At 34.9% G+C, this 17,073-nt stretch carries 10 protein-coding genes; 6 read left to right on the top strand and 4 right to left on the bottom strand.

Annotated features, from left to right (window positions below; translation table 11 throughout):
- Positions 1-603: 603 nt before the first annotated feature.
- The 4 genes from sucC to tssD all read right to left on the bottom strand — a co-directional run bounded on the left by sucC (position 604) and on the right by tssD (position 4,851).
- A complete protein-coding gene (sucC, locus tag AC4FQX_RS14405; protein WP_491168420.1) occupies positions 604-1,797 on the bottom strand; it encodes an ADP-forming succinate--CoA ligase subunit beta in 1,194 nt (397 codons plus the stop codon).
- 444 nt (positions 1,798-2,241) lie between these two features.
- Complete coding sequence (locus tag AC4FQX_RS14400) at positions 2,242-2,691, bottom strand: hypothetical protein (protein WP_491168419.1); 450 nt, start codon at positions 2,689-2,691, stop codon at positions 2,242-2,244.
- A 20-nt stretch (positions 2,692-2,711) separates the two neighbouring features.
- Positions 2,712-3,179, bottom strand: coding sequence for a hypothetical protein (locus tag AC4FQX_RS14395; RefSeq protein ID WP_491168418.1), 468 nt, complete (start codon positions 3,177-3,179; stop codon positions 2,712-2,714).
- Positions 3,157-4,851: a type VI secretion system tube protein TssD gene (gene tssD, locus AC4FQX_RS14390; RefSeq protein WP_491168417.1), complete on the bottom strand. Its 1,695-nt coding sequence runs from the start codon at positions 4,849-4,851 to the stop codon at positions 3,157-3,159. The genes AC4FQX_RS14395 and tssD overlap by 23 nt, the downstream gene beginning before the upstream one ends.
- 278 nt (positions 4,852-5,129) lie before the next feature.
- Here tssD and gltB point away from each other — a divergent pair, with 278 nt between their 5' ends.
- The 6 genes from gltB (at position 5,130) to AC4FQX_RS14360 (ending at position 16,997) form a co-directional block, all read left to right on the top strand.
- Complete coding sequence (gene gltB / locus AC4FQX_RS14385; protein ID WP_491168416.1) at positions 5,130-9,644, top strand: glutamate synthase large subunit; 4,515 nt, start codon at positions 5,130-5,132, stop codon at positions 9,642-9,644.
- Between the two features lie 11 nt (positions 9,645-9,655).
- A complete protein-coding gene (locus AC4FQX_RS14380) occupies positions 9,656-11,107 on the top strand; it encodes a glutamate synthase subunit beta (RefSeq protein WP_491168415.1) in 1,452 nt (483 codons plus the stop codon).
- Positions 11,108-11,493: 386 nt separating this feature from the next.
- On the top strand, positions 11,494-12,717 hold the full coding sequence (gene lysA / locus AC4FQX_RS14375; RefSeq protein ID WP_491168414.1) for a diaminopimelate decarboxylase: 1,224 nt from the start codon (positions 11,494-11,496) through the stop codon (positions 12,715-12,717).
- 241 nt (positions 12,718-12,958) lie between these two features.
- A complete protein-coding gene (locus AC4FQX_RS14370) occupies positions 12,959-14,374 on the top strand; it encodes an alkaline phosphatase (protein WP_491168413.1) in 1,416 nt (471 codons plus the stop codon).
- A 230-nt stretch (positions 14,375-14,604) separates the two neighbouring features.
- Positions 14,605-16,218, top strand: a complete 1,614-nt coding sequence (locus AC4FQX_RS14365) for a Na+/H+ antiporter (protein ID WP_491168412.1) — start codon at positions 14,605-14,607, stop codon at positions 16,216-16,218.
- Between the two features lie 140 nt (positions 16,219-16,358).
- Complete coding sequence (locus AC4FQX_RS14360; protein WP_491168411.1) at positions 16,359-16,997, top strand: carbonic anhydrase; 639 nt, start codon at positions 16,359-16,361, stop codon at positions 16,995-16,997.
- Positions 16,998-17,073: the final 76 nt, after the last annotated feature.

Here is a 17,073-nt window from a genome sequence, read left to right as displayed (position 1 = left end):
AATGAAACAAAAATTGGAAAGGATTAAAACAAGAGATTAACAATTAACATTAAAACAATTATTTATTGATAAAAAAAATAATAAAAAACAACATATATTATATATTTTTTTTACAAAAGAAATAATACAATAAAAATCAACAGAATTTTAACTAAACTAATTACAAAAAAAAAACAAACTGTTTTTATGTAGTAAAAAAAAAAAACGCCCAAAACCTCCTTATTTTACTAAATAATAAAGGAAATAATGAAATAATAAAACGGAATAAAATTTATAAAAATGAAAAAAATAAATTTACATAAACATATAAAAAAATAAATTTCAAATGGATAAGAGAAGAAAAACAACTAATTATTTATCGATAATAATTAAAAAATATACCAATAAAAAAATTCTTACAGCAAATTACAAGAGTAAAAAAGAAAAAAAACACTACCCGACAGTGCTAAACGACCTCAACAAATTATAAAGAAATACAACCTAACGTTAGCCCAAAATGGGTAAAAAAAAATCAGTAACAGACAAATGGTCTGCTACTGATTTTAACTTTATTTCTATTAATCTGAATTATTCTTTTTCAGAATTAAACAAAAATCTTGAGATTTATTTTAAAGCTTTCTGTACTTGGTCAGCTGCTTCTTGGAATTGAACTGCTGATAGAATCGGCATACCTGAATTATCAATTAATTCTTTTGCTAATTCAGCATTTGTTCCTTGTAAACGTACGATGATAGGCACTTTAATTGCATCACCCATGTTTTTGTAAGCATCAACAACACCTTGTGCAACACGGTCACAACGAACGATACCTCCAAAAATATTAATTAGAATAGCTTTTACGTTAGGATCTTTTAAGATAATACGGAAAGCGGTTTCTACACGTTTTGCATCAGCAGTACCTCCTACGTCAAGGAAGTTAGCCGGTTCAAAACCTGCATATTTAATTAAATCCATAGTTGCCATTGCTAAACCGGCACCGTTAACCATACATCCTACAGTTCCGTCAAGATCTACATAGTTAAGACCTGCTTCTTTTGCTTCTACTTCAATTGGATTCTCCTCACGGATATCACGCATTGCTTCGTATGTTTTTTGTCTGTATAAAGCATTATCATCTAAAGCCACTTTAGCGTCTACTGCTAAAATTTTATTGTCTGATGTTTTTAGTACAGGATTAATTTCAAACATTGAAGCATCACTCTGAATATATGCAGCGTATAATGAAGCGATAAACTGAACCATTTCTTTGAATGCATTTCCTGAAAGACCTAAATTAAAAGCGATCTTTCTTGCCTGAAAAGGTTGTAAACCAACAGCCGGATCAATTTCTTCTGTAAAGATTAAATGAGGCGTTTTTTCAGCAACTTCTTCAATATCCATTCCACCTTCGGTAGAATACATAATCATATTACGTCCTTTTGCTCTGTTTAGTAAAACAGAAACATAAAATTCTGAAGTTTCACTTTCTCCCGGATAGTAAACATCTTCACCAATAAATACAGTATGTACTTTTTTACCTGCGGCTGATGTTTGCGGAGTTACTAAATTCATTCCGATAATTTGTCCGGAAATCTCTTCTACTTGTTGTAAGTTTTTGGCAAGTTTAACTCCACCACCTTTACCGCGTCCACCTGCATGAACCTGAGCTTTAACAACATACCATTGCGTTCCAGTTTGTTCTGTTAATTTTTTAGCAGCTTCTACTGCTTCAGCCGGAGTATCTGCGATAAGACCACGTTGTACTCTTACACCATGACTCGCTAATATTTCTTTCCCTTGATATTCGTGTAAATTCATAATTATATGATGAGTTTATCTTTATTAAAAAAGTGGTACAAAAATAACAAACTTCCCTGATAAAGCCTAATCTTTTTTGAACTTATAATACTACCCGGATTAAAAAGGAAACTTTTAGTTGATAGTTGACAATTGACAATTGATAGTTTTTGTGAATGTAATCTGTGAAATGTTTTTTGTAAAATGTGAGATGACGATACGGTTTTCCCTCCTCCGGAGGGGTTCGCAAAGCGGAGTGGACTTTAGTTGATAATTTGTAATAAGAGTTTTTTTGCATACATTTCTACTATTACATTTTCAGGAAGAGATTCGCTATCCCATTGGTCAAAATCAATCCTATTTCTTTGACTAAAGCTATATTTTTTTCACGACCAAAAATCAAAAGACAAAATAAAACGATGCTAATACGCTTCAATATATCCATAAAAAGTACTTTTAAATGAGTTAATGTTTCTGTATTATAATCCGTCTTGTATTATTAGAAAATCGAAAGTATTCCGGTTGAACAACAAACTGATTATTAACTTTTATTGATTCTAGATACTCACCTTTAGCATTTTTTCCTGTTTTAATTTCTGATATTTCAAAAACGATAGAATCGCCTAAAATTATTCTATAATCATTATCTGTTCTGAATCTGTTACTTCTTGGAGAAAAAACATAAATTTCGTCCATTTCTCTATATTCTCCTTCATAACTAAAACCATCAACTTCCTCTTCTCGGAGTAATTTTTTAAAATTACTTCCTTTTCTATAAACTTCTATTTTTCCTTTTTCAGGAAGTGGTTTACCTTCCCAATCGTAAATAGCCATAAAAGGATAACTAGGGTTATTACAAAATGTAAAGAATGGGCTAATAAAAAACACTAAACTAATACGCTTTAATATATCCATAAAAAGTGCTTTTTAATGAGTTAATGTCTCTGAATTACAATCTGTCTTGTATTATTGGAAAACTGGAAATATTCCGGACGATTAATGTACTGATTATTAACTTTCAATGACTCTATCCTATATCTACCCTTTTCATTTTTTCTTATTTTAATCTCTGATATTTCAAAAACGATAGAGTCATCTAAAATTATTCTATAGTCATTATCTTTTTTAAATCTGTCACTTCTTGGAGAATAAATATAAATTTCGTCTGTTTTTCTATGTTTATACCCCTGAACCGCATCTTTATAATCAAACCTCTCTACTTCGTCTTCCCGTAGTAATTTTTTAAAATTACTACCTTTTTTATAAACTTCTATTTTTCCTTTTTCAGGAAGTGGTTGATCTTCCCAGTCGTAAATAGCTATAAAAGGATAATTAGCATTATCACATGATACCACTATTAAACTTATAAATAATAACAAACTAATACGCTTCAATATATCCATAAAAAGTACTTTTAAATGAGTTAACGCTAATTCTTTTTTGTTCAATAATTAATTTATGTTTGCTACTAGCTTTTTCTCTTCTACTATTTAATCCTGTTTCCGGATCATAGCCCCAAGTGTAAATTTCAAAAGAAACTTCTTCTCCTTTATTTAAATCAGCAGTAATCTGTTTATCTGCATCAAAGAATTTCAATCCGCCTTCATAAACGACCCAATGCGATTCATTAGTAATATCTTTATAGTTATAACTGGTTATTCCTTTTATCATCTGCGCATCTATCATTATCATAATTTTTTTACCTTCCTGAAACTTTCTTTCCATATCTTGTAAATGTTCTAAATCACTATTAGATAATGCATCATATATTCTACCTCCCAAAGGTCTCTTTTTTTGTTGTATTAAAAACTCATTTAAACCGACTGCATTTACAGTACTATATCCTGTAAGTTCTTTTGTTAATCGTGTCATTAATCTTGGCCAACTTACTGCCTTTAATTGATCGTAACTTCCACCTTCTATTCCTTTGTAAATTAAAGCACCAAAAAAACTGCTTTCTTTACTTCGGGTAGTTGCTAATACAATCCAATCTGAATAAGGCATATTTAATCTTTTATAATCAAGACTAACAGGATTCATGTTATACATCTCTAGGGCCTGCTTATGAGGTTGGATTGTATATCCATTATACGTATAGATTCCGGTTCTAAATAATTCTTTGGTTAGTTTTTCATATCCTTTAGCATCTTTTTGAGCTAGAATATAATAAAGAGCTGCCATTCCGCATAAAGAAGAGCTTTCTTGTTCTATCTTCCAAGGGTTTATAGCGCGTTCTTCAGCTTCTTGATGAACCGTTTGTGCGTCAAACCATCTAAATCTATTATGATGAAACACTTCTAATGTCGCGCCTTGTTCTTTATTTTGGATATACGCATAAAAAGTAATCGAACGACCGCATAGTTCTAAATTATCAGCCTTAAAAATAATCTTTTCTCCTCTCTGGTCCATCTTTTCGATTACAATTTCTGTCAAAGAATCATCTTCGGTATTGGTTTTAGTATAACCTACTTCCCATTGTATACTGTACATATCCTCGGGAATATTGTTGTTTTTGAACTTTACTGCTTCCAGTACATAATTTAAACCATGTATCAGTCCGCCTTGTATTGAGCCACTGCCATCGTTTGCGGAACCATCATCAAGGGAGCTTATCATTTTTATTTCTGCAACTTCGTCCGGTTCTTTTGGTTCGGCAGGAACAAAAGTATAGGGTGTGCTGTATTCTGTTTCTTCATAAGCAGGACTTTTATAAATACCGCTACCGTCCTCTATTTTCATGCATGAAATAGTAATGGTTTCCTGCATAGATTCTCCTCCGGTTGCTCTGAATTTTTCAGAATGACCTACGCAATACGCTTTTTCAAACCGTATTTCTTTTAGTGTACTCATTCCATCACGTTTAAAAAAAGTAACCGTTCCATCTTTGGTATCTGAAGTAGAAATCATCCATTTCATAAAACGAGCATCTCCGGTGCTTTCTACAGTAAGTTGTATTCTTCCGCTCGGTAGACTAATCGGAAACTCCGTAAGATCTACTTTTTGTTTAAATTCAATATCATAATCTAATATTGTATAGGCTTTATTGTCAATCGTTAATTTTGCTAAAAAACTCATTCTTTTTACTTATTTAGATTTCCGATCATAGATCATAGTTGATAATTTGTAATTGATAGTTCATAACGGAGGAGCGGAGAGCGAGGTGGGTTATACTCAGCCATTTATTTTCTATTAAAGCTTCTTTAATTACCAATTTATCATTTAAAATCGTTTTTTTTAATATTACTTCATTTCAAAACACCTTAAACGCAAATATAAATAAAAATATACTTAAAATAATGTTTTTTATTTAACCTATTTAAGTATATATTATTTTTGTATAAAACTATTAAGAAATGAAAATTAAAAAACAAGGACTTTATTTACCAGAATTTGAACACGACAATTGTGGTGCAGGATTTATATGCGATTTAAACGGAGTTAAATCAAATGATATTATTCACAAAGCTCTTGATATTTTAATAAAACTGGAACATCGGGGAGCTGTAAGTGCGGATGGAAGAACCGGAGACGGAGCCGGAATCTTATTTGATATTCCTCATGCTTTTTTTAAAAAAGTATGTGACTTTGAAATCCCTGAATCGGGAGAATACGCGGTAGGAATGGTATTTATGCCAAAAAGAAAAAATCAGCTTACTTTTTGTAAAACTACGTTTGAAAAAGCGGTACAGGAGCAGAAATTAAAAATTTTGGGATGGAGAACTGTTCCGGTTGATTCTTCTAATTTAGGAGAAATCGCCACTGAAAAAGAACCGATTATTTTACAGGTTTTTATCAGTAAGAACGGTATTGAACTGACTGAACAGCAATTCAACGCTAAGTTATATGCAGCAAGAAAAATAGCGGAACATACTGTTAGAGGTTCTAAAACGTCAGAAAGCCATATGTTTTATTTTTCAAGTCTGTCTACTACTACTATAATTTACAAAGGTTTACTAATGCCGGAAGACATTAGCAGATATTATACGGATTTATCCTGTACAGATCTGGTAACCAGACTTGCTCTGGTACATCAGCGTTTTTCTACTAATACTTTTCCTTCTTGGGAACTGGCACAACCGTTCCGTTATATGTGTCATAATGGTGAGATCAATACACTACGCGGAAACATCAGCAGAATGCGTTCCAGAGAGGAACTAATGGAAAGTGATATTTTTGGGGATGACATTAAAAAATTATTTCCTATCATATTAGAAGGAAAATCAGATTCGGCTTCAATGGATATGGTTATTGAATTATTGCTGATGACTGGTCGTTCTTTACCTGAAGCAATGATGATGGTTGTTCCTGAATCTTGGGAAAAACATCAGACTATGTCCGATGAAAAGAAAGCTTTCTATGAATATAACTCTTGTATTATGGAACCGTGGGACGGTCCTGCTTCTATTCCATTTACAGACGGTAATATTATCGGTGCTTTACTGGACAGAAACGGTCTGCGCCCTTCTCGCTATACGCTTACAAAAAGTGGACTGGTAATTATGTCTTCGGAAATCGGTGTCCTTGACATTCAACCGGAAGATGTGATTCAGCATGGTCGTTTGGAACCGGGAAAAATGTTTCTGGTAGATATGAACGAAGGACGTATCATTGAGGATGAAGAAATAAAAAACAGTATTGTTACTAAACGTCCTTATCAGCAATGGCTTGATGACAATCTGTTACAGTTGGCACAAATCCCGTATACAGATTATGCTCTGCCGGAAGAAATACTGGATTTTGAAACCCGACAACGTTTATTCGGTTACACTGCTGAGGATCTTAAAACCATTATCAGCCCGATGGGAGAAAAAGGAACGGAAGCTCTGGGTTCTATGGGTAATGATACGCCTCTTGCTGTTCTATCCGATCAGCCTCAATTATTGTATAATTATTTTAAACAGTTATTTGCTCAGGTTACTAATCCTCCGTTGGACGGTATCCGTGAAGAAATCATTACAGATACCAGTTTAGCGATTGGCGGGGATTTTAATATTTTTGATATTGAACCAAAACATTGTAAGAAATTAAAAATTCAGAACCCTGTTATTTCAAATGAAGATCTGGATAAAATAAAAAATATAAATCATCCTGATTTCAAAGCTGTAACTATATCAACTTTATATCCGATAAAAAAAGGAGTTAACGGTTTAGAACGTGCACTGGAAAAATGTGTGGAAACAGTTTTTAAAGCGGTTTCGGAAGATTGTAATATTGTAATCCTTTCTGACAGGGGGGTGAATAAAAAAATGGCTCCGATTCCTATGTTGCTGGCTTGTTCTTATATCCACCATTCTCTGAGTATTTTAAAAGCCCGTTCAAAATTCGGAATCGTCATAGAATCCGCAGAACCACGTGAACCGCACCATTTCGCTCTGTTATTTGGTTACGGAGCAAGTGCGATTAATCCGTATATGGTAAATGAAATCATCCATAATCAGATCAAACAAGGGTTTATTACGGGTATAAAGACGGGTTATGCTATTAAAAATTACAATAAAGCAATCGCAAAAGGAATTTTAAAAATCATGAATAAAATCGGTATATCTACCTTACATTCCTACCGATCTGCTCAGATTTTTGAAATAATAGGATTAAACAAAACTTTTACTTCTAAATATTTCCCTTATACGCCTTCGAGAATTGAAGGAATCGGATTAATAGAAATAGAGAAAGACATCAAAAAAAGACATCAAAAAGCCTTTGTCAATTCTAAAATTGCTACTATTCTGCCTCTGGAAACGGGAGGTGTATACAGATGGAGACGAAATGGTGAAAAACATATGTTTAATCCGATTACGATTTCTAAATTACAGCAGGCTGTCCGATTAAACAGTCCGGAAAGCTATAAAGAATATTCAGAAGCAATCAATAATCAGAGTAAGAGCCTGATGACGATCAGAGGCTTATTTGAATTTAATAATCTGGATCCTATTGACATTAATGAGGTGGAATCCTGGACCGAAATCGTGAAACGATTTAAAACAGGCGCTATGTCTTATGGATCAATCAGTCAGGAAGCTCACGAGAATCTGGCTATTGCGATGAACAGAATAGGCGGAAAAAGTAATTCGGGAGAAGGTGGAGAGGATCAGAAACGATTCCAGAAAGATCTGAATGGCGATTCTAAAAACAGTGCGATAAAACAGGTTGCTTCCGGAAGATTTGGCGTATCCATCAATTATCTGAGTAATGCAAAAGAGATTCAGATAAAAATGGCACAAGGGGCAAAACCGGGAGAAGGTGGACAATTACCGGCTGAAAAAGTGGTACCCTGGATTGCGGCTACCCGAAACTCAACTCCTTATGTAGGATTGATCTCCCCTCCTCCGCATCATGATATTTATTCTATCGAAGATTTATCACAACTGATCTTTGATTTGAAAAATGCCAATCGTGAAGCCCGAATCAATGTAAAACTAGTTTCGGAAGTGGGTGTGGGAACAATTGCTGCAGGTGTTGCAAAAGCGAAAGCGGATGTTATACTAATCTCAGGATATGACGGGGGAACGGGTGCTGCTTCATTAACATCAGTACAACATACGGGAATTCCATGGGAACTGGGACTAGCGGAAGCACAGCAGACTCTTATCTTAAATAATCTCAGAGAACGTGTTGTTCTGGAATGTGACGGTCAGTTAAAAACGGGACGTGATGTTGCTATTGCTGCACTGCTGGGAGCCGAAGAATTTGGCTTTGCAACAGCTCCACTAGTAGCCTCAGGTTGCATTATGATGAGAGCATGTCATTTAAACACCTGTCCGGTAGGTATTGCTACGCAGGATCCTGAACTAAGAAAAAACTTTAAAGGGACACCGGAACATGTAATTAACTTTATGTATTTCGTTGCGGAAGAATTAAGAGAAATAATGGCACAATTGGGATTCAGAACTTTAAAAGAAATGGTGGGACAATCTCAAAAACTAAATGTTAATAAAGCAATCAGACACCATAAAGCGAACGGACTGGACTTATCTGCTATTTTATATAAACCGGAAAAAGCAAAAGAATCGGCAAATCATAACACCGTTTCTCAGGATCATGCTCTAGACAACGTACTTGATTTTGATATTATAAAAGCTGCTATTCCGTCTATATACCGAAAAGAAAAAACAAGGGTGACTTTCCCTATTAAAAATACGGATCGATCTGTTGGTGCTATTCTGAGTAATGAAATATCAAAAATATATGGGGCTCAGGGATTACCGGAAGACACTATATTAGTTGATTTTAAAGGTTCTGCCGGACAAAGCTTTGGTGCTTTTGCAACTAATGGGCTTTCTTTTAAAATTGAAGGGAACTGTAATGATTATGTAGGGAAAGGACTTTCGGGAGCTAAATTAATTATCAAAGTCCCTCCTACTGCTACGTTCAGACCGGAAGAAAATATCATTATTGGTAACGTAGCTCTTTATGGTGCCATTACTGGTGAAGCTTATATCAATGGTATAGCAGGAGAGCGTTTTGCAGTCAGAAACTCCGGAGCAACTGCTGTTGTGGAAGGTGTTGGAGATCATGGGTGTGAATATATGACAGGAGGAATTGTCGTTGTTCTCGGAAAAACAGGAAGAAATTTTGCCGCAGGTATGAGTGGTGGTATTGCTTATGTGTATGACAAAAATAAACAATTTGAGAATGGTTTATGTAATAGAGAAATGGTGAATCCGGAGCCTTTGGAAAATGAAGATTTAAAACAACTGAAACAACTCATAAAAAATCATGCTGTTTATACTAACAGTCCTTTAGCAATAAAGATTCTTAAAGAATGGGATACCATGCAGAACGACTTTATTAAAGTAATGCCTGTGGATTATAAAAAAGCATTACAAAAAGCAGAAGAAAATAAACAACTCAAAAAACTAACAGCATAAAAAGACAGATCATGGGCAAAACAGGAGGTTTTAGAGAATATAAAAGAATGGATGAAAGTAATATACCCGTTGTAACGCGTATATCTAATTATAATGAATTTACAATTCCATTACCAAAAGAAGTTCTGAAAGAACAAGGTTCCAGATGCATGGACTGTGGCGTTCCGTTTTGCCACAGCTCCTGTCCGCTGGGAAATCTGATCCCCGATTTCAATGATATGGTGCATCAGGAAGAATGGGAAGCGGCTTTAACAATCTTACAGTCTACCAATAATTTTCCCGAATTTACAGGGCGTTTATGCCCTGCTCCATGTGAAAAATCATGTGTTCTAGGAATTATACAGGAACCTGTGGCAATTGAAAATATTGAAAAAAGTATTATTGAAAGGGGATTTGCTGAAGGCTGGATCAAACCTCAACCTCCAAAAACAAGAACCGGTAAAAGGGTAGCGGTTATAGGTTCCGGTCCTGCCGGTCTGGCTGCGGCACAACAATTAAACCGCGCCGGACATACGGTAACTGTTTTTGAACGAGATAATGCAATCGGTGGTTTACTGCGTTATGGTATTCCTAATTTTAAACTGGAAAAAAGCATCATAGACAGACGTGTCAAAATACTGGAAGCGGAAGGTATTATTTTTAAAACGAATGTAAATGTAGGGGTTAATTACAGCATAGAACAGTTAAACAATTTTGATTCTATTGTTCTGTGTGGCGGAGCTACAGAAAAAAGAAGCTTACCAACTAAAGGTGCTGAAAGTAAAGGAGTGGTTCAGGCAATGACCTTCCTGACGCAACAAACAAAAGTGCTATATGGGGAAACCATTCCGAATCAGATTACTGCAACTGATAAAAACGTAATTGTGATTGGTGGTGGAGATACAGGTTCGGATTGTATAGGGACATCAAACCGTCAGGGAGCTAAATCGGTTACTAATTTTGAGATCATGCCTAAACCTCCTGTTGGACGAAGTGAAACCACTCCGTGGCCTCTTTGGCCTTTGCAACTGAAAACCTCTTCTTCACATGAGGAAGGCTGTGACAGAAACTGGCTGATCCATACTAAAGAATTTCTGTCTAATGAGAAAGGGGAACTGACCGGTCTGAAAACAGTCGATGTAGAATGGAAAACGATTCCGGGACAAAGACCTGAACTAATAGAAAAAGAGGGTTCGGAAAAAACATGGTCGTGTGATCTTGCGTTACTTGCATTAGGCTTTACAGGACCGGAAAAAACGCTAAGCGAGCAATTGGGTATTAAACTGGATAACAGAAATAATTATCAGGCAACAAATTACCAGACTAATATCCCTCATATTTTCACCGCAGGTGATATGAGAAGAGGACAGTCTTTAATCGTCTGGGCAATATCTGAAGGTCGTGAAGCTGCCAGAGAAGTAGATATTTATTTAATGGGAACTACTTCCCTACCGACAAAAGGAATCGGAGACCTGCCGAAATAGTTGATAGTTTTTAATTGATAGTTGATAGTTTTTGTGAGATAACGATACCACTTCCCCTCCTCCGGAGGGGGTGCCCGCAGGGCAGGGTGGACTCTCAGTGGATAATTGATAGTTTTTGTGAAAGAAAAAATCAATTCGGTCAGAGACCGACATACACATATTCAAAGTCTCTACCTCTTTTAAACCTCTGCAACTTTGCTCCTCTGAACCCAACTAAATACTGTAAACTGAAACTGAGAACTGAATACTCCTCCCCCCGCTCTACGACTTTCAGACTTATTACGATTGTTACAAATACAACACTTTGTTTGTTTTTTATTTATTTATAACTATAATTTTTTTTTCAGTCAAAAGCAGTCTACTTTTGCTTAAAATAAATTTAAATTATGCAACCTAAGGAATTATTACAATTAGCACAAGAGTTTGGAAGCCCGTTATATGTTTATGATGCTTCAAAAATACAATCACAGTACAAAAGATTAACCAATGCTTTTTCTAAGGTAGATCATTTAAGAATTAACTATGCTACAAAAGCTTTATCTAATATAACTATTCTGAAATTACTGAAACAAATGGGTTCTGGATTAGATACTGTTTCTATCCAGGAAGTTCAATTAGGTATACATGCCGGATTTGAACCGGAAAGAATTATCTATACTCCAAATGGTGTTTCTTTAGAGGAAATTGAAGAAGTGGCACAAATGGGTGTTCAGATTAATATTGACAATTTATCTGTTCTAGAGCAGTTCGGGACAAAACATCCTGAAATTCCTGTTTGTATTCGTATCAATCCGCATGTAATGGCGGGAGGAAACACCAATATATCAGTAGGACATATCGATTCTAAATTTGGTATTTCTATCCATCAGATGCCGCATGTATTACGTATTGTGGAAAATACGCAGATGCATATTAATGGTATTCATATGCATACGGGTTCTGATATATTGGATATTGAAGTTTTCTTATATGCGGCAGAAATTCTGTTTGAAACGGCTAAAAACTTTAAAACGTTAGATTTCATTGACTTCGGAAGTGGGTTTAAAGTTCCTTATCACAAAGGAGATATTGAAACCGATGTGGAAGAACTGGGACGAAAATTATCAAAACGATTCAATACTTTCGCTAAAGAATACGGTCGTGAACTGACTTTAGCTTTTGAACCCGGAAAATTTCTGGTAAGTGAAGCAGGTTTCTTTTTAGCTAAAGTAAATGTTGTAAAACAAACCACTTCAACGGTTTTTGCAGGAATTGACTCTGGTTTTAACCACCTGATAAGACCAATGTTATATGGTTCTCAGCATTATATCGAAAATATTTCAAATCCGAAAGGAAAAGAACGCTTCTACTCTGTGGTAGGTTATATCTGTGAAACGGATACTTTTGCTAATAACAGAAGAATTGCAGAAATTACAGAAGGTAATATACTTTGTTTTAGAAATGCGGGCGCTTATTGCTTTTCAATGGCTTCTAACTATAATTCCAGATACAAACCAGCAGAAGTTTTATGGTATGAAGGAAAAGGCTATCTGATTCGTGAAAGAGAAACTTTTGAAGATTTACTTAAAAATCAGATTCCCGTTGAATTAGATAGTGCAGTAACTGCATGATATTAATTGACAATTGATAGTTGATAGTTTTTGAAATACTGAGACTGAAAACTGAATACTAAAAAAGCCATGATTATTTTACAGTCATGGCTTTTATACAAAATATTTTTTTGTGAAATGAGAGATATAAATTTCAATAAACAATAACCTTTCCTTTTCTAAAAACAACAACAATTACATAACCTTTCAATATTAGGTTTTCTCTATATTTGTGATCTTACTCAACTATAACACAATAGAAATGGATAGAAGAAAATTTTTCCGAAACGGATCATTATTTGCTTTAGGGTCGACACTGATTTCTCCTTTTGGTAGTGCAGCGCAAAATTTAGACATTACAACTTCCGGCAAAGGAAAAAAAGCTAAGAATATCATCTTTTTAGTAAGCGATGGTATGAGTACAGGTACTTTAAATATGGCTGATCTGTATCTGAACAGAAAGACCGGAAAAGGAAGTAACTGGTTACAATTGTACAGAGACAACAGAGTTTCAAGAGCTTTAATGGATACTGCTTCTGCCAATTCGATTGTTACTGATTCATCTGCAGGTAGTTCCTCCTGGGGAAGTGGAATCCGCGTAAAAAATGGTGTTTTAAATATTGGTGTCAATGGTGAAGAATATTTACCGATCTGGCAGAAATTCAAAAAAGCAGGTAAAATGGCAGGCTGTGTTACTACAGTAGCAATTACCCATGCAACCCCTGCCGGTTTCTGCGTGAACAGTAAAAGTCGTAATGCACAGGACGGTATTGCCGAAAAATATCTGGAACTGAATCTTGATGTAATGATGGGTGGCGGAAATAACAACTTTGACAGTTCTGTCAGAAAAGACAAAAAAGATCTCTATGCGGCTTATAAAGCAAAAAATTATCAGGTAGCCAAAACCAGAAATGAAATGCTAAACTTAAAAAACGACCAGCCCATTCTAGGTGTTTTTGACAACGATGCAGTACCTTACAGTATTGACAGAACAAATAGTAGGGAATTAACTGAAAAAATACCGACACTTGCTGAAATGGCTCAGAAAGCTATTGACAGAATGAAAGACCATAAAAAAGGTTTTGTACTACAGATAGAAGGCGGAAAAGTAGACTGGTCTGCTCATGCGAATGATATAGCCGCTCTGATCTACGATCAGGTAGCTTTTGATGAAGCAGTAAAAGTAGCTATTGATTTTGCAGAAAAAGATGGGGAAACACTGGTTATTATAACTACGGACCATGGTAATGCGAATCCGGGAGTTATTTATGGAAAAGATGCAAATGATAACTTTGACAGCATCCAGAACTATAAACAAACGAATGAATGGATTTTAAACAAGATCAGCAGTAGCTCCTCAATCTCCGATATTCGTGGGGTAATTGAATATGCAAACGGTCATACGATAACAGATGAAGATGCTAAAGTCGTATCAGGTTATTATGACGGTCTACATAAAGAAGATGGTTTATATAACTACAAAAAACTGCCTTTTAAAGCTTTTGCCGATATGCAGCAAAAAACAAATTCTGTAGGCTGGATCAGTATGGATCACTCTGCAGATTATGTTGAACTGGCAATGTTTGGTCCGGGAAGCGAATTATTAAAGCCTTTTGTAAAAAATACAGACCTACACTACTTAATGTTACAGGCAGCAGAAGTCGAAAATAAATTTTAATACTGTTATTCAGTAAAAAAGAACCACTAAATGTGGTTCTTTTTTTAGTCAATCTTAAAATTTTATTAATTACAGATTCTAATATAAGTTTATATTTTTAACATGGCTTATCTTTGTTGCTTATTACAATCTTTTTTTACTGTATAATCAGGAATAAAACGGGTTAAAGCCCAAAAACATAAAATCATAATTCTAATTTCATTTTATAAAAAATTAAAAATAGAAGACTTATGTTTCACCACGATATTCTTTTGATCATATCTTTACTTTTTGCCGTTTTGATGCTGGTAATGCTAGGGCAAAAACTTAAAATCTCCTATCCTATTTTTTTAGTTTTGGGCGGTTTAATAATCGGACTGATCCCGCAGATTCCTGTTATCAGTTTAGATCCCGAAATAATATTTCTTATTTTCCTACCTCCTATTCTTTATGAAGCAGCATGGTATACATCGTGGCATGAATTCTGGAAATGGAAACGTCCCATAAGCCTACTGGCTTTTGGTCTCGTATTCTTTACTTCTTCAATCATTGCGTATACTTCCAGTATTATGATTCCCGGTTTTACATTAGCGCTCGGATTCTTACTGGGCGGTATCATTTCTCCTCCGGATGCAGTTGCGGCAACTTCCGTGCTCAAAGGAATAAAAGTACCTAAAAGAATTTTAACGGTACTTGAAGGAGAAAGTCTAATCAATGATGCTTCGAGTTTAATTGTCTTTCGTTTTGCCTTAGCAGCAGTAATTACAGGACAATTCGTGTTTCAGGAAGCCATCAGCGATTTTTTTATTATGGCAGGAATGGGAATTGTCATCGGGCTTATTATCGGACATATCTTTTATGTAATTCATCGTTTTTTACCAACAACACCAAATATTGATACTACACTGACGCTAATAACACCCTATATCATGTATATTGTTGCTGAAGAATTTCATTTTTCAGGGGTAATGGCGGTTGTAACCGGTGGTTTATTTTTGTCTTTCAGATCTCATGAAACACTCACTTACAGCTCCCGAATCCAGACTATCGGAGTTTGGTCTACTGTAATATTTATACTAAATGGATTTATCTTTATCTTGATTGGTCTTGAACTACCGATTATTATTAGCCACCTTAACGGATATTCTATTACGGAAGCAATCAAATATGGTGTCTGGATCAGTCTGCTTACTATTGCCATTCGTTTTATATGGGTATTCCCTACCGTTTATCTGCCTCGTTTTTTAAGTAAAAGAATCCGAAGCAGTGAAAAACCTTCCGGATGGCGCGGTGCTTTAGTAATCAGCTGGGCGGGAATGCGTGGTGTTGTATCATTAGCTTCGGCATTATCTATACCAATAACTTTGAGTAATGGTGATATATTTCCTCAACGCAACCTTATTCTCTTTATTACTTTTATTGTAATATTAATAACATTAGTACTACAGGGACTAGCTCTTCCTTTGATTGTCCGATTCATTAAAATTGGAGAAATTGATGATCTCATTCCCGAAGAAGAACAACAGACTGCAATCAAACTCCATTTGATGAAAAAAGCTTTATTACTATTAGATACTAAATATATAAAAGAAGTTTCTGAAAATGAACTAGTTGGCAATCTAAAAAAACAACTGGAGAATGATATTTCTATTTCAGATGAAAAATTACAGTCACTGGAATGTAACGAAACTGAAAAAAAAGAAGTTGAAACTTATAACAAAATTCTAATCAAACTTATTGCTGTACAAAGAGAGGAATTAGCTCTCTTACAAAGAGAAAATCTATTTGATTATGAGATACTTCGAAAACAGGAACATCAATTTGATCTTGATGAAACAAAAATAAAACAGACCAATTTTCATTAGAAAAACAACATATCAGAAACAAAAATTAACATTTCAAACCTTATAATACGACTATTCTCATTACTTTTACCAGACAGTTTTATGATACACAATTATCTTAAAACAAACCAAAACAACCATTAATATAAAGTTCTCCATACATGGAATTGAAAAAAGTATTTGAAAATAATGAAAAATGGATTCAGGAAAAACTATCCTACGATCCTGACTATTTTAAAAATTTATCTAAAGGTCAAAACCCTGATATCCTATACGTTGGTTGTTCCGATAGTCGTGTTACGGCAGAAGATCTAATGGGTGTAGAACCCGGTGATGTTTTTGTTCACAGAAATTTAGCCAATATGATCATCAGTATCGACCTGAATTTTATGTCCGTATTAAATTATGCAATCAATCATCTGGAAGTACATCATATTGTAGTATGTGGGCATTATTTCTGCGGAGGTGTAAAAGCTGCCATGCAGGCAAAAGACTTAGGCTTGCTAAACCCGTGGTTACGTAACATCAGAGATGTTTACAGAATGCACAAGGAGGAACTAAATGCCATTGAAGATGAATCCCTGAAATACAACCGTTTAGTAGAGCTGAATGTACTGGAACAATGCATCAACTTAATGAAAACCGCTGATGTACAAAAAGCTTATAAAAAGAACAACCTTCAAATTCACGGATGGGTCTTTGATATCCATTCCGGTAAATTAATTGACCTGAATATCAATGTAGATGAAATCTTAACCGGAATTATGGAGATTTATAATTTAGGGGAGAAACCGTTATAGTTGTTGGTTGTTGGTTGTTGGTTGTTGGTTGTTGGTTGTTGGTTGTTGGTTGTTGGTTGTTGGTTGTTGGTTGTTG

This window comes from Flavobacterium sp. AK-301 (genome assembly GCF_058310215.1).
Note: the sequence above shows the minus strand (reverse complement) of the source record. Positions and strands in the feature narration are given on the sequence as shown.

Coding starts and splice junctions, on each gene's coding strand:
- sucC (WP_491168420.1), bottom strand. CDS start 1,797: ATGAATTTACACGAATATCAAGGGAAAGAAATATTAGCGAGTCATGGT.
- AC4FQX_RS14400 (WP_491168419.1), bottom strand. CDS start 2,691: ATGGATATATTAAAGCGTATTAGTTTAGTGTTTTTTATTAGCCCATTC.
- AC4FQX_RS14395 (WP_491168418.1), bottom strand. CDS start 3,179: ATGGATATATTGAAGCGTATTAGTTTGTTATTATTTATAAGTTTAATA.
- tssD (WP_491168417.1), bottom strand. CDS start 4,851: ATGAGTTTTTTAGCAAAATTAACGATTGACAATAAAGCCTATACAATA.
- gltB (WP_491168416.1), top strand. CDS start 5,130: ATGAAAATTAAAAAACAAGGACTTTATTTACCAGAATTTGAACACGAC.
- AC4FQX_RS14380 (WP_491168415.1), top strand. CDS start 9,656: ATGGGCAAAACAGGAGGTTTTAGAGAATATAAAAGAATGGATGAAAGT.
- lysA (WP_491168414.1), top strand. CDS start 11,494: ATGCAACCTAAGGAATTATTACAATTAGCACAAGAGTTTGGAAGCCCG.
- AC4FQX_RS14370 (WP_491168413.1), top strand. CDS start 12,959: ATGGATAGAAGAAAATTTTTCCGAAACGGATCATTATTTGCTTTAGGG.
- AC4FQX_RS14365 (WP_491168412.1), top strand. CDS start 14,605: ATGTTTCACCACGATATTCTTTTGATCATATCTTTACTTTTTGCCGTT.
- AC4FQX_RS14360 (WP_491168411.1), top strand. CDS start 16,359: ATGGAATTGAAAAAAGTATTTGAAAATAATGAAAAATGGATTCAGGAA.